This is a genomic window from uncultured Cytophaga sp. (assembly GCF_937863595.1).
Taxonomy (GTDB): Bacteria; Bacteroidota; Bacteroidia; order Cytophagales; family Cytophagaceae; genus Cytophaga.
The window spans coordinates 1-13,940 of sequence record NZ_CALMGQ010000084.1; the positions used below are offsets into that span (position 1 = coordinate 1).

The following is a 13,940-nucleotide window of genomic DNA, read 5'->3' on the forward strand; positions in this document are numbered from 1 at the left end:
ATGTTATCTTAACAAAGGCTCTCTTTTATGAATTATTTTTAATCGGACAACAATGTAATAAAATATACTATTTCTATGGTCAATTGAACAAGACACGCACTAGAAGTATATATGCAAGAGAGGTAACATTGGATGGACTACTTTTGGACCCTATATTCTTATTAGAAACGAAAGGAGAAACTAGATTGGTTAACGTAGAAGTTTCTAAAAATCAATCTAACGTATTTATTAGTTACAAAAGATTAAATAAACAAAAGATAGATAAGTTTAGTTATGATATTTTTGGCTTTTATTCTGTTGATACAGATTTGAAAAATCTCACAGGCGGTGACGTTGTAATGCCATACACAGAAGCGAAAATGAATAATGGTGGCTTTACAATAGGGAGTGATGGTACAGTATATATGTTAGCATTTATAAATGGCTCCGAAAATACAGAGTTGTTTGTTATTAAAGATGAAACAATAAAGAAAAAGGTAAAGTTAGATATCTCGGGAGTTCTTTTTCTAGATGAAATTAAAATGTCTATCAATACAGATGGCGTGATTGTCTGCACGGGATACTACGCAAATGGCATTGAATATAGTCCAGATCTATTTAATGGCGTTATGAATGCTCGTCCAAATATTAACGGTCTAATGCGCTTTAAATTATCACTCGACGGAGATGTAATTGAAAAAAAACAATATGAGTTTCCAATTGAATTAATTAATCAATATAACAAAGGTTTAAAAAAGTCTGTAAATAATTATCGCGAGAATAACGGAAAGGGAGGTATAGAAAATCTTAAACTTGTAGATTTAATAGAGAATGAGGATGGTACAACTTTAGTTATTGGCGAAGAAAGATATTTAGAAAGTATGGTAGCAACCGCCAATAATATAATTATGACTAAACTTGATAAAAATGGAAATTTATTATGGATGATAAAACTTCCCAAAAAGCAATCTGCAATTATGGATTTTACATTTAGTAATATTAGTTATAAGTACATTCAAATTGGAAGCTATTACTATTTGATTTTTTTGGATTCTAATAAGAATATTGATGTGCCTTTTGAAAAAACGGAATACTATAATGGGGAACTTGATAGCAACTTGAGTTATTTCAGAGTTGATTTAACGACAGGTGAATTTTCGAAACATAAAATAATAAATATCAGAGATTTAAATATTGAAAGTGCAAGTTTAATTAGACCTTCGGATTTGGTTACGGTTTCTGAAAAATTGTATATGCTTGAAATTTTAAATTTAAGATTAAAGGAATGTGAAATGCTTAAGATACAATTTGATAAATAATTCTTTTGGATTGTTTTAATCTAGTTTATAATATAATTCCTTAAAGCGCTATTTCAATACTTGTCTAGCTCTACAAGAAGGTGGTTTATTCTTACGAATAATGGCTAATGTTATTCTCTTGTATCTTAAAAGCCTCCTGTATTAATCCAGGAATAAATTCATAGCCAGCATTCAGAATGTCTAAATCAATACCTGAGTCTAAGAAGTAATGAATAAACACACCTAATTGCCAGTCAAAAGGGAGTGATTCGAAAGGAATGGATGATAAATTTGTACTATTATGAATAGTATGATGAAAATCAGTAAAGTCTTTCCATGTTTTGGGAAATTCTTTTTGCAGGTTTTTAATATTTACCGTAACATTGTTCATATGATTCAGTGGTTAAGATCCGTTCGAGATTTCTATAGGAAATACGAAGTATACATGAAAACAGACTTGATAATGTATGGGACATTTATTCTCGTATTTATTGTTTTGTTAATCTGTATTAATGTGTTTGATTTATAGTAAGTATATATTCTAATTCTATTTATTTGAAATACTTTAATTGCATACATAAATATATCATTATACAGAATGTATTGACATGTTTAATTGATCAACACGATGCACATTTTTTTCATAACCATATTGTCGTTTATTAATTTCACCTCATGCTACAGTCAGGGAAATAATGAATTGAAAGACGCTGTAAATTCGAAACAACCTATGGAAGACACATCGAACACAGAATATGTAATACCCAAAACGGACTTTATACTATTTAATTTAGAAAATAAAAAAGGTCTATACACTGGAAAAATTAATTTTTTAAAATTACAGAAAGCGTGTCAATATGCGCGTTTTATGGGGAGGATACCGCCAATTGGTATTGTTTACTTTGATAAAGGGTATCAATCAAGTTTTTTTCAAGTGTTTACTACCGATTTCGCGACAGAAATTAAATATGTAACATTAAAATCTGAAACATTTAATAATTTAGGTGACTATGAAAATAAAAGAGATCAACTATTATCTCTTAAAAATAATTACATCGTTGAACAAGAAACAATCGGGTACAATAAGTACATATATGTTTTGATTCAAGATGTCGATAAATGTTCGGGTTTAGATGAGGCTAATGAAGAACGACTTTATTCAAAACTTACAGATTTGACAAAAAAAGTTTATAAAGGAGATGCCTTAGACTATTACTTTCAAGGATTTGAACGCTTTGATGATAAAGAAACGTTTTCTACCTATGTTGATGTGAATGGCCATTCGTTTTATAGGCTTAAATTTTACTATTATGATTTAGGTAAAGATATTGAACTTAAAGATGTATTTACAAAGAACGATTGTAAAAGGATATTAGGTCGAGATTATATATTAAAATCCTATTCTGCTATCAGAAACGAAGAATATCTATTAACTTGGTATGAATTCTAATTAAATAATACATATTATAATGAATTAACTATTTACAACTATGAAAAAACTGATTTTAATTACACTACTGGCGCTATCTATAACGGCATGTACGACTAAACCAAATACACATGCAGAGTTTTATGTACGTGGTAATTGCGGAATGTGTCAAGAACGTATTGATAAAGCTGCTCTAGCAATTTCAGGAGTAAGTGAGGCGGAGTGGAGTGAAGAAACAAGTATGTTGAAAGTTGGTTACGATTCAACACAGGTTTCAAGTTTAGAAATAGAAAAAGTAATTGCTGCAACAGGACATTCCACAGAACATATTTTGATGGACTCTACAGCACATAAAGCATTGCCAGAATGTTGTCAAGAACACGCAAAGCCAATGGAAAAATAATTATTTGCTTTATAAAATAGAAAAACCCGCTAATACGAGCGGGTTTTTCTATTTTATTTCTTAGACTTTTTAGATTTGTCTTTCTTCTTTTTATCCTTGTCTTTCTTTTTCTTCTTATCTTTTTTAGGTTTCTCTGTTTGGAATCCCATAGAGACACGCATTTCATCTCCATAATCAACCAACAATTCTTCACCTATTTTAATTTTCTTTTTAGCGGTAATCTCAATTACACCTTCATTGTCTAAATATTCCACATTGGCCTTTTTACCTGAACCAGTGAAATCACAAACATAGCGGCCCAAACCCGAAGAAGTTTTGCGTGCATCAATCACATGCTTTTTACCTAAGGTCATACCGTATTCGCCATGTCCAGATTCATCATAACGTTCGTTGTATTCTTCAACCGTTAATTTTTCTCCTTCGTACAATAATACAACTTCACCTTTCTTGATTTTCTTTAAGGTAAATAAACCTAATCCTGCAAAAGGTACGGTAGATTGTGCTACTCGCAACAATAATTCTGTTTCTGTATGTTCTTCGCAATAGGGGTGCGTCAAGGTGCAAATTACCTTGCAACGCTTGCCTTTATCATCTTTGTACGCACATTGTTTTTTTACAACGATTGAGTGATTGATTGCAGTCATAAATTGAATTAATTAAATCGAAGTAAATAATAATTTTTTTTACCCTTTTGAACGAGTAAATAAGTTTCAAGTAGTAAAGGGTAATTTACAACTTCTTCAGGAGTATTTATTTTTATTTTATTAATACTTACTGCACCTGCTTGAATCATTTTCCGTGCTTCGCCTTTAGAAGGGAATATTTCCAAATTGGTAAACGTGCTTAATAGTTCCAAAGCACTTGCTTGTTCGTCTAATACTGTTTTTGAAACCTCTATCATTGGGATGCCTTCAAAAACAGAAAGCAAGGTGGATTCATTTAAGGCCTGCAAATCTTCCGTTACACTTTTTCCGAATAATATTTCAGAAGCTTTAATAGCCATTTCATATTCTTCCTCAGAATGTACACGAATGGTGATATCTTTTGCTAAGGTCTTTTGTAACAAACGTTCATGAGGTGCTTTTGCATGTTCTACTTCTAATTGTTCAATCTCATCCTTCGTAAATAACGTAAAGATTCGAATAAATCGACTTACATCTTCATCTGCGCTGTTCAACCAAAATTGGTAAAACTTGTAGGGCGACGTCAAATTAGGATCCAACCAAATGTTGCCACCTGCCGACTTACCAAATTTCGTTCCATCGGCTTTGGTAAGTAGAGGAGTAGTTAAGGCAAATGCAGTGCCTTCCGCCATTTTTTTAATGAGCGTAGTTCCTGAGGTAATATTTCCCCATTGATCCGAGCCACCCATCTGTAAACGTACGTTTTTAGTTTTATATAAATGGCAGTAATCGTACCCTTGAAGCAATTGGTAGGAGAATTCAGTATAGGAAATACCTGTTTCCATACGTGTCTTTACAGAATCTTTCGCCATCATATAATTTACGGTAAGATGCTTTCCAGCATCTCTCAAAAATTCTAGAAAGCCAATTCCCTTAAACCAATCGTAATTATTGACAAGTGTTGCTGAATTTGAACCGCAATCAAAATTTAAGAACTTCGTCAATTGATTTCGAATTCCTTCTTGATTTAAACGCAATGTCTCTTCTGAAAGGAAGTTTCGCTCTTCGGATTTTCCTGAAGGATCGCCAATCATACCTGTCGCTCCACCTACTAAGGCCATAGGAACATGCCCTGAATGCTGAAAATGTACCAACATCATGATGGTCACTAAGTTTCCAATGGTTAAGGATGAGGCAGTTGGGTCAAAACCTACATAAGCTGTGGTTTGGTTTTTTAATAAATATTCCTCAGTTCCAGGCATGATATCATGCAACATGCCACGCCATTTCAGCTCTTCAACAAAATTTTTCACGTAATAGTATTTTTTATACCTACAAATATACGTTATATCTGCAAAAGCAGAAATTTCAAGTAGTTATTCACAAAGGTTTAGTTTCCCCTTAAAGGTTAGTAATTTTGCTATTATGGCTGAATCTAGTGTAACCCCAGATAAAGTACTTAAAGACCTAAAAGATGGTAAATACGCTCCTGTATATTTTTTACAAGGAGAAGAACCCTATTATATAGATTTGATTTCTGGGTATATTGAAAATAATTGTTTGCCTGAATCTGAAAGAGGTTTCAATCAAACAATCTTATATGGTAAAGATACCAACGTGTCTACTATACTTCAAAATGCGCGCAAATACCCGATGTTCTCGGACAGGCAGGTGGTGATGATTAAGGAAGCACAAGATATTTCGGATCTGACAAAAGATACAACCGAAAAATTCTTGATTGCCTATCTTGAAAATCCATTACCTACAACTATTTTAGTTTTTTGTCATAAATACAAAAAATTAGATGCGCGTAAAAAAATCACCAAGCATTTTACCAAGCACGCAGTTTTTGTTGAGTCTTCAAAAATTTACGACAACAAACTTCCAGATTGGATCAACAATTATGTTCGAGATAAAGGATATAAAATAGAGCCTAAAGCTGTTGTACTGTTAGCTGAATCTATTGGGGTAGATCTTTCGCGCATGGCCAATGAAATTGACAAGCTACTTATAAATGTAAAGGATGCGTCTACAGTTATTACTGAAGATTTAATAGAAAAATTTGTCGGAGTTAGTAAGGAATACAATGTTTTTGAATTACAGAAAGCGATAGGCATTCGTGACATTATCAAAGCGAATAAAATTGTCAATCACTTTGAAGCAAATACCAAAGCAAATCCAATCGTTATGATACTAACGAGTTTGTTTTCATACTATTTGAAAATACTGGCGATACATGCAGCAACGGATAAAAGCGAAGCAAGTTTGGCAAAAGTAGTTGGTGTGCATCCTTTTTTTGTAAAAGAATACATAAATTCATCAAAAATTAATGATATTAATAAATGCATCGCTTGTGTACGTGCAATCCGCGACGCCGATAAAATGGTTAAAGGATACACGGTAGTAAACGTAAGCGATGGATTTATACTTAAAGAATTGATATTTAAATTGCTTCATTAATTTATACACCATATAAGAATTCGCTCATTCATTCGTTATTGTTGGTATAAATCAACACAATCAGATACAGATTTATGATTAAAAAATCACTTTTATTATTCTATGGCTTGATGCATCTTTTATTTGCTCAAGCACAGAATACAGCAGCACATAATTCTCCAGATCGGAAGTATTATGATGGTATGGAATTGTATGATAAACAAAAATACGTTGCAGCAAAGCAAATTTTCCAACAATATATTCAGGAATTTCCAATGGAAACAAAAGCCATTGAATCGGAATATTATGTGGCTTTATGTGCATTGAATTTGTTTAACGACGATGCAGAGTATTTGTTTAACAACTTTGTAGCTAAGTACCCCAATCATATTAAATCAGGCAGAGCAGGATTTGATTTAGGGAATTTTTTTTATAATAATAAAAAATACGACAAAGCTATTCAATATTATTCAACCATTGATGAAACGAAATTAAGTTCAGATGAAAAGAATGAATATAATTTCAAATCTGGGTATTCTAGTTTTACTAAAAGAGACTTTGCAACTGCCTTAGAAAAATTTAACAAGTGCAAAAACCAAAGACATAAATATACTCCTGCAGCAAATTATTATGCAGGTTATATGGAATTTAAAAACGGAGATTATGACGATGCCTTGACAGATCTAAATAGAGCTTCTGAAAGTAATGAATATAAGCCCTTAGTAGCTGTTCTTATTGCAAATGTATATTATAGACAAGGCAAATACGATGAACTTATTCCATATGCCGAGAAAGTAATTAAAGACAAATCTGCAGGTCCGAATACAAATGATGTAAAATTAATTTTAGCTGATGCATACTTCTTTAAAGAAGACTTCAACAAAGCAACTCCTTTATTTAAAGATTACTTAGTTGCAACAGGTACAAAAAGCTTATCTCCAGATATGAAGTATCGAATAGGTTTTTCTTCTTATAAATCTACCGATTACAAACAAGCTGTAGACATGCTTCAAAGCATTGCAAACGATAAAGATTCTTTAGGTCAATCGTCTGCTTATATTATGGGTTTAAGTTACTTAAAGTCAAATAACAAACCATCTGCTGCATTGGCATTTGAATTAGCACAACGATCTTCTTTCAGTCCTATAATAAAGGAAGAGTCGATGTTTTTGTATGGTAAAGTTGCCGTAGATCTTGGTCGTTTTACAGATGCTACAAGTAGATTGAAATTATTTTTAGATACCTATCCTAAAACCAATCACACGCAAGAAGCTTCTGAATTGTTAAGCGAATCTTTTTTAGGATCTAGAAATTATGATGAAGCTCTTACCTATATTGAAAACCTTAAATATCAAAACTCCAGAATCAATACAACCTATCAACGCATCGCTTATTATAAAGCGGTTGAATTGATTAATAAAAAAGAATATACAAAAGCATTAGTTCTGTTAGATAAGTCTTCTAAATACAGTTTTGATAAAACCGTATATGTGAATTCCTTTTATTGGAAAGGGGAGTGTTTCTCTTTAGAGAAGCAATATGAACAAGCGGATAATGCCTATTCCACAGCCATTGATAAAGGAAATGTACTTGAAAATAATAATGTAATCAAAGCATATTATGGTTTGGGTTATGCTTATTACTATCAAAAGAAATGGAACGATGCAATCCCACAATTTGTAAAATTCTTAACCTTACAATCTGAGAAGAAGGGCAAATCAGATATTTATTATCGCGATGCGGAATTACGATTAGCTGATCTGTATTTTGTTACTAGAAGGTTTCCTGAAGCAATTAAATATTATGATTTAGCCTTAACAAGTCGTAAAGAAGATGAAGATTATATCTTATTCCAAAAAGCTTCCATTCAATATTTAACTAAAAAAACGAATGAAGCATATTCGCTATACACGCAATTAATAAATAAATTTCCGAACTCTACGTACTATGACAATGCGTTGATGCAACGTTGTCAGCTGGATTTAGAAGGAAGTAAATATGAATCTGCGATTGAAGGGTATACGAAAATTATAAATAAAAAAGAAGATTTAAATGGATTGAAACCATTGGCTTTGCAAAAAAGAGCCATGTCTCATTTCAATTTAAAAGAATACGATAAAGCCATTGCAGACAATAAGCGTGTATTGGAAAACTATCCTACCAATCCAGTTGCTTATAGCTCCCTATTGAGTGTTCAAGAAATGTTAAACATTCAAGATAAATCAGAAGAGTTTGCACCAATATTAGTTTCGTATAAAGAAGCCAACCCTGAAGGTAGAGATTTGAAGGAGGTTGAATTTATAGCAGCACAATCCTTATACAGTTCACAAAAGTATAGCGCTGCAATTACTGCTTTTAATTCATTTATTAAACAATATCCCAATCATTCAAGTGTTGATGAAGCAAAGTATTTTCTTGCAGATTCTTATTATAGAACCAAGGATTATAAAGCAGCAAAGGATCAGTATGTAGAAATACTTGCTGCAAAGAATCAATATTATAAAAAAGCATTACAACGTGTTGCTGAAATATCGTATTTGCAAAATGATGTTCCGCAGTCCATTACATATTATAATGAATTGCAGGTATTAGCTTCCAGTAATAAGGAAAAGACAAGTACTTGGCTTGGACTTATGACATCCTATTTTGATGTAAAACAATTGGATTCTTCAAATATCTACGCAGACAAAGTAATCAATAGTGGTTCTTCAGCACCAGATGCACAAAATAAAGCCGTTTTGTATAAAGGTAAAATAGCCTATCAAGCAAAAGACCTTGTATCTGCACAAGATTATTTTGTTTCGTGTCTTAACGGAGCTAAAGATATTAATGCAGCAGAAGCACAATATCTATTAGCTAAAATCCAGTACGATAATAAACAATACAAGCAATCTATTGAAACCTTATATGATTTCAATAATACATTTAGTGCTTATGATTATTGGTTAGGGAAATCTTTTTTATTAATTGCAGAGAATTTTGTTGCTAAAGATGAGCTATTTCAAGCAAAAGAAACCTTGGCATCTATTATAGATAAATCGCCCAACGAAGAGATAAAAAAACAAGCTAAAGAAAGGCTTGAGCAGATTAAAAAAATTGAAGCGACTAATAATCAATCTAAGGAGGGCGTAGGAAATGAATAAGTTAAAAGGATTATTAATTGCTTCAATTATTTCATGCTCTTTTACAGCACTTGGGCAATCGGATGCAATTATTCCACCAACGGTTTTTACAACAGAAGATAAAGCGAAATTGGATTTGGTTCCTGCAAATCGATTCTTTGATCAAAATGATGATGTGCAACCAGTAGTGGATGCAAAACCACAAGAATACGATACCCGTGATTATTCTATTAATCCGCCACGTTTTGATGCGAAGGTTAAAATACCAACTATGCCAACAGATTCTATTTCTCCTATTTTGTCAAATTATGCAAAATTCGGATTAGGTAATTATGGTACCGTTTTAGGTGAAGTTTATGTAACCAATAAGAGAAGTAAAACGCTTTCTTATGGAGCACATTACAAACATTTATCTTCTGCGAACGGATCTTTGATGAACTCAGGTAATGGACATGATTTACTGGAAGTATTTGGAAGTAAATATGGGAAAACGAATACGTGGAATGGTCATGCCTCTTATAGCAATGATCGTTACAAGTATTATGGCTTGCCGCAAGTTGATTCTGTAAATAATAAAGATTCAATAAAACAAACCTATCAACTATTTCATGCAGGTATTGGTACAGTTAAAACAGCTATTGGTGATCGTTTTATGTATAGTACAGATATTGACATGTATTATCTTACAACCAAAAGAAAAGCAACAGAATTGGAGCTGATTTGGAATGCAAAAGGAACCTATAAAATTAATGATACACGGTTTGCAGCGGTAGATGTTTCGCTTTCAAATGCAAACAGGTCTGACTCGTCTACAAGCAATCGTTTCTTATTATTGGTTAAGCCTACGTATAAATTGGTTGAAGAAAAGTGGGATTTAACAGTTGGTGCATCCGTTAACTATACAACGGATACCTTGAAAGGTACCAAAGGTCTTCATATTTATCCTGCCATTCATGGTAATTACAATTTTATACCTGGTAGAGTAACCTTGTTTGCCGGTATAGGTGGAGGTATGGATAAAAACACCAATAGAACTCTAATTCAACAAAATCCATATTTAGGTTCAGATGTACCTTTGCATCATACAAGTAGGAAAATAGACCTGTATGTAGGATCTTCAGGTAATATTGATAATCATGTGAGTTATAAAGTATTGATGAGCTATAAGGCATTTACAAATCAATATTTCTTAACCAATAGCGCATCAGATTCGAGCCAGTTTACTGCAGTATATGATAAAGCGGGAGTATTTTCACTTGATGGAGGATTGTTTTATGATTTAAATAAAACATGGAGAATTTCTGCAAATATGTTATACAATGCTTGGAAAACGGATGTGCAAGCAGCCGCTTGGCATCGTCCAGCATTCCAATCTTCGATGGGGATTCAATATAATTTAAAGCAAAAAATATACTTTAATGCTGAAATGTATTATATTAGTGGTATCCAAGGTATTAATTTAGAAAGCAACCGAACAGTAAAATTGAAAGATATTGCTGATTTAAGTTTAAAAACGGAATACAGATTTTCGAATACGTTCTCCGCTTTTATTGAACTAAATAATATACTGTCACAAAAGTATCAAAGATATACCTACTACCAAGTGAAAGGGTTTAACATTTTGGCAGGGTTAACGTATAGTTTTTAAATGATTTATATTCAAAAATATATAGCAGAATTAATAGGCAACCACGAATGTGTGATAGTGCCAGGCTTAGGTGCGTTTGTTGCACAAGCTTCTTCTGCAGAAATTCATCCGATTACGCATAAATTCACGGCTCCAAGTCGCACATTAAGCTTTAATGCTCAAATTAAAGTGAACGATGGTTTGTTAGCTGCTGAAATTTCTCGTAAAGAAGGTATTTCTTTTAGTGAAGCATTGACTTCTATTGATGAGTATGTTAAATATTTTAATACGTCTCTGTCAGTTTTGAAACACTATAATTGTGTTGGTATTGGACGTTTTTTTTATAACAGTGGCGGAAAATTAGAATTCGAACCCGAATTTGCAATCAATTTTTCCTCTGATAGTTTTGGTTTACCCGATTTTGTTTTCAAACCTATAGATCGAAATAATACGTACGAAATGAATTCTCCTACAAATCACCGTAATGCTCAAGATGCTTCTTCAAAAGAATTAAAAGAAGAAGGTGCTAAGAAAAAAACAAGTACAGCTGCAAAAATAATGTTTGTACTAATGCCTTTAATTGTATTAATAGGTGCTGCAGGACTTGTTGTATATAATCAACAAGAAGATATTTCTTTAGGTGGTGTACACATATTTGAGTCCTTAGGTTTGAAGAAAAACAACACTGTAGACAGCAGTCAAATTGTACTTGTTGATTCATTAATAACTGAAACAGAAGTTAATGAAGAAGTGATTGTAAATAATGAAGGTGAAGTGCAAGGAGAAGTTTTTGAAGAAACAATCATTGAAACACCTGTTAATGTTATTAAAAAAACAAAAACAGTTACTCAAGTAACTACATCTGAAATTGCAACAGGTAAATATTATGTTGTTATAGGTTCATTTAAAAATGAAAGTAATGCAGATGGTTTGTATTCTAAATTACTAAACAGTCATAAAGGAGTTGTTAAGTTGCCACTAGATGCAAACGGTTACTATAAAGTTGCAGTAGGTTCATATGATTCAATGGAGGCTGCAAATGTTGAATATGCATCTCTTCAGAATACCTATTCAGGAAGTTGGATAAAAAAATATTAGTATTTAGATTTTATGTTTCAAACAATCATTTCAGTTTTACTTCAATTAAATGAAGTTGCTACAACAACTGCAGAAGATGCAGCAACAGTAGTTACACATAAAGACGTAACGTTAATATCATTGATTCAAGCAGGAGGGTGGATTATGATTCCTATCTTCCTTTGTTCGTTCTTTGCAATATATGTTACAGTTGAGAGGTATTTAACCTACCGTAAATTTGATAAAAATCCGCAAGCGTTTTTAGATAAAATTAAATCGTATGTGGTTCAAGGAGATATTAAATCTGCACAAATGCAGTGCGAACAAGTAGATACGCCTTTTTCAAGAATGATTTCAAAAGGTCTTTCTAAAATTGGAACACCTCTAAATACTATTGAAGCTTCTATTGAAAATGTAGGTAAAATTGAAGTCTACGGACTTGAGAAAAATCTAGCATTATTAGCATCTATTGCAGCATTAGGACCTATGCTTGGTTTCTTAGGAACTGTTACGGGTATGATTCAAGCCTTCATTGCGATCTCTCAAGAAGAAGGAACAATCAGTCCGAAATTGTTATCTGCAGGTATGTATGAAGCGATGGTTACAACTGTAGCTGGATTAATTGTTGGTATCATTGCATTAGCTGCATACAATTATTTGGTTGGTAAATTGCAACGCATTATTTACCAAATGGAATTTGCTTCTATAGAATTTTTAGAACTTCTTCAGCAACCAAAATAACATGGAATTAAAAAGAAGAAATAAAGTTACAGCAGATTTCAATATGTCATCTATGACAGATTTGGTATTCTTGTTGCTAATTTTCTTTATGCTAACCTCTAATTTTGTAACTCCATCTGGTTTGCCAGTTAATTTGCCTACTACTAAGAAAAGCGATAATATTCAAGCAGCTGAAGTTTCAGTAACAATAACCAACGATATGAAGTTTTTGGTTGGGCCGAAACAAGTTACCTTAGAAAATTTAGAAGCTGAACTAAAATCTGCTTTATCAAAAGTATCTGATAATAAATTCGTAGTGCTTCACGTTGATAAAGCAGTACCTACCGAATATTTTGTTAAAGTTGCAAGTATTGCAAATAGTTTAGGTGCAAAAGTATCGTTAGCTACCAAAACGGAACAATAAAAAATGACTCACCAAGAGGAGAAAAATAAAGAACGCACGGGTTTAATTGTATCTGCAGGGATACATGCGTTATTTATTTTATTATTTTTCTTTGTAATCGTTTGGGAACAACCTGATCCGCCAACTCCTGGTATGCCAGGTGTTGAAATTAATTTTGGATTTGATAATGCAGGTTCAGGAGAAACCAATACAAAAGATCCTGCAACGACAGAAGCAACAGTAACACCCGAGCAAACGGAGGCTGCCGCAGCTACTGATCCTGCAGACGTAACGAAGTCTGATTTAGCGAGTGAGCATACAATCCCTGACACTAAGCCTAAAGAGCAAACGCCTGTTAAAGTAACGGAACCTAAAACCAATAATACATCTGATACTAAACCAACCGATCAAAAAGTCACGGAAAAGTCTAATCCATCTGGTGATGGGAAAAGCAATAAGACAGGGAACCAAGGCGCTGAAGAAGGAAAAATTGATTCGCATGGTTTATACCCAGGCGATGGTGGTAAAGGCGACGGTACTGGTGGTAGTGGTGCCGTATCGATGGCTGGCTGGCATTTAGATGCCGATCCAAAGGTAGATAATGTTAATAAGGAAGCTGGCAAAGTTGTTTTTTCTATAAAAATAGATGACAGAGGAAGCATTATTGGCATTAATGTAATCGAAACACAAGTTGGGGAAGCCTTAATTCAACGTTGTAAAGAAGAAATTAAAAGAATGGAATTCGAAAAGAATAGAGACAATTCTACCTCAGCTCCATTTTCTACAGGTACTGTTACGTTTGTATTCCGTATAAATTAAT

General features: G+C 32.9%; 13 protein-coding genes. 10 read left to right on the forward strand and 3 right to left on the reverse strand.

Features of this window, described 5'->3' with window-relative positions:
• Positions 1-1,298 (forward strand): hypothetical protein (locus tag Q0543_RS07490; protein WP_299250910.1); only part of this gene is annotated, 1,298 nt, incomplete at its 5' end.
• A 91-nt stretch (positions 1,299-1,389) separates the two neighbouring features.
• Here Q0543_RS07490 and Q0543_RS07495 read toward each other — a convergent pair.
• Positions 1,390-1,668 carry a hypothetical protein gene (locus Q0543_RS07495; RefSeq protein ID WP_299250912.1) on the reverse strand — a complete coding sequence of 93 codons (279 nt, stop codon included), beginning with the start codon at positions 1,666-1,668 and terminating at the stop codon, positions 1,390-1,392.
• Positions 1,669-2,007: 339 nt separating this feature from the next.
• Between Q0543_RS07495 and Q0543_RS07500 the strand changes: the two genes are divergently transcribed.
• Both Q0543_RS07500 and Q0543_RS07505 read left to right on the forward strand, forming a co-directional pair.
• The gene (locus Q0543_RS07500) at positions 2,008-2,727 is read left to right on the forward strand and encodes a hypothetical protein (protein ID WP_299250914.1); all 720 of its coding nucleotides are present in this window, start codon (positions 2,008-2,010) and stop codon (positions 2,725-2,727) included.
• Between the two features lie 40 nt (positions 2,728-2,767).
• Complete coding sequence (locus Q0543_RS07505; RefSeq protein WP_299250916.1) at positions 2,768-3,109, forward strand: cation transporter; 342 nt, start codon at positions 2,768-2,770, stop codon at positions 3,107-3,109.
• 53 nt (positions 3,110-3,162) lie between these two features.
• Here Q0543_RS07505 and Q0543_RS07510 read toward each other — a convergent pair whose 3' ends face one another.
• Complete coding sequence (locus Q0543_RS07510; protein WP_299250919.1) at positions 3,163-3,753, reverse strand: SET domain-containing protein; 591 nt, start codon at positions 3,751-3,753, stop codon at positions 3,163-3,165.
• Positions 3,754-3,761: 8 nt separating this feature from the next.
• The gene (gene tyrS, locus Q0543_RS07515; RefSeq protein ID WP_299250921.1) at positions 3,762-5,045 is read right to left on the reverse strand and encodes a tyrosine--tRNA ligase; all 1,284 of its coding nucleotides are present in this window, start codon (positions 5,043-5,045) and stop codon (positions 3,762-3,764) included.
• A 112-nt stretch (positions 5,046-5,157) separates the two neighbouring features.
• Here tyrS and holA point away from each other — a divergent pair, with 112 nt between their 5' ends.
• From holA to Q0543_RS07550, 7 genes are all read left to right on the forward strand, one after another.
• A complete protein-coding gene (gene holA / locus Q0543_RS07520) occupies positions 5,158-6,192 on the forward strand; it encodes a DNA polymerase III subunit delta (protein ID WP_299250923.1) in 1,035 nt (344 codons plus the stop codon).
• A 74-nt stretch (positions 6,193-6,266) separates the two neighbouring features.
• Positions 6,267-9,314, forward strand: coding sequence for a tetratricopeptide repeat protein (locus Q0543_RS07525; protein ID WP_299250925.1), 3,048 nt, complete (start codon positions 6,267-6,269; stop codon positions 9,312-9,314).
• Complete coding sequence (locus Q0543_RS07530; RefSeq protein ID WP_299250927.1) at positions 9,307-10,941, forward strand: hypothetical protein; 1,635 nt, start codon at positions 9,307-9,309, stop codon at positions 10,939-10,941. Before Q0543_RS07525 ends, Q0543_RS07530 begins: the two co-directional genes overlap by 8 nt.
• Positions 10,942-12,018 (forward strand): SPOR domain-containing protein, encoded by a 1,077-nt coding sequence (locus Q0543_RS07535; protein WP_299250929.1) that lies wholly within the window; start codon positions 10,942-10,944, stop codon positions 12,016-12,018.
• A gap of 12 nt (positions 12,019-12,030) precedes the next feature.
• The gene (locus Q0543_RS07540) at positions 12,031-12,738 is read left to right on the forward strand and encodes a MotA/TolQ/ExbB proton channel family protein (protein WP_299250931.1); all 708 of its coding nucleotides are present in this window, start codon (positions 12,031-12,033) and stop codon (positions 12,736-12,738) included.
• 1 nt (position 12,739) lies between these two features.
• Positions 12,740-13,141, forward strand: a complete 402-nt coding sequence (locus tag Q0543_RS07545) for a biopolymer transporter ExbD (protein WP_299250933.1) — start codon at positions 12,740-12,742, stop codon at positions 13,139-13,141.
• Between the two features lie 3 nt (positions 13,142-13,144).
• On the forward strand, positions 13,145-13,939 hold the full coding sequence (locus tag Q0543_RS07550) for a hypothetical protein (protein ID WP_299250935.1): 795 nt from the start codon (positions 13,145-13,147) through the stop codon (positions 13,937-13,939).
• Position 13,940: the final 1 nt, after the last annotated feature.